The sequence below is a fragment of the Streptomyces sp. NRRL WC-3549 genome (assembly GCF_000721935.1).
GTDB lineage: Bacteria > Actinomycetota > Actinomycetes > Streptomycetales > Streptomycetaceae > Streptomyces.
Genome location: NZ_KL585445.1, coordinates 76,331 through 77,476, shown reverse-complemented (window position 1 = coordinate 77,476; position 1,146 = coordinate 76,331). Strand labels below are relative to the sequence as shown.

The 1,146-nt window shown below is 81.9% G+C and carries 1 pseudogene; it reads left to right on the top strand.

The features are described 5' to 3' along the window. Positions 1–177 precede the first annotated feature (177 nt). Positions 178–1,146: pseudogene (locus IH13_RS43755) on the top strand (hypothetical protein); the annotation flags it as partial.

Genomic DNA, 1,146 nt, shown 5'->3' with positions numbered 1-1,146 from the left:
ATGCCCGCCGGTCCCGGCGCCCCGGGTCTCATGGGTGCCCCGGGTCTCACGGGTGCTCCGGACGGCCCGGGTGCCATGGCCGCTCCGGGAGCCCCAGGTATCACGAGTGCTCCGGGGGCCCCGGGCACCGTGGACGCCCCGGGGGCGTGCGGCGGCGAAGTCCCCGAGGGTACGGCGGTGCCGGGTGGGGCGGAGGAGGCGGGGCGGGCCGCACCCGACGACCGGGCGCCGTCGCGCGGGGCCGGTTCCGCCGTGGACGGCCAGGGCGGCCCGGGCCGCCGGGATGCGTCGGAGGCCGGGAGCGGCGCGGGCCGTGCCGGTGGCGTGCCGGTCGATTCGGCGGGCTCGGGGGAGGGCTTCCCCGGAGTCGTCCCGCCCCGCGAGGACTGCCCCGGAGCCGTCCCGCTCCGCGAGGACTGCCACGCCGCTGCCGGTACCCACGCGGACCGCGGGGCACCGGCACCCGGCGAGGCCGCCCCCCACCGCGCCGTGGCGGAGGACACGGCCGACCTGGAGGCGGCCCTGGGCGAGGTGCCCGCGGATCTCGGGCCCGCGCTCGACGCGGTGGCCGGTGTCCGCCGGGGGGCGAGGACGGGACAGCAGGCGCAGGCCCTGGCCGTGGCGCTGCTCGGCCTCGACGCGGAGGAACCGGGGGCCGGAGACGTCTCCCCGGTGACGACGGGCCAAGGGGCGGCTGCCCCCCGCGTTTCCACCGGACCGGACCGGGGGGCGAGTGGCCCCGTCACGGCCCCTGAGCTCACCCGGCCGGCGGCGCACCCGGCACCGGTGGCCTCCGACGTCCCGCAGGACGCGGGCCCCGAGACGGGCTACGACGCGGGGCGCTCGGCGGGCGGCGATGTCCGCGTGCTCCCGAGGGCGTCCCGGGGGACGGGGCGGGGAACGGGCCGGGGAACGGGCCGGGAGGCGGACCGGGGTACGGGTCGGGCGGCGGGCCGCGAGGCCGGCGCCCCGGCGCCCGTCCCCGGGGGCCCCGGCGGTCCGGACGCGCGGTGGGAGACCGGACGGCGGCGCCCCCTCGTCGCCGGCGGGACCACCGCGCCGATCCCCGTGCACCTGCTCTTCCGTGACGGTGACGACGACTGCGGCAGCGCCGCCGCCGGGCCGGGCGCCCCGAGTGGCTCCCCC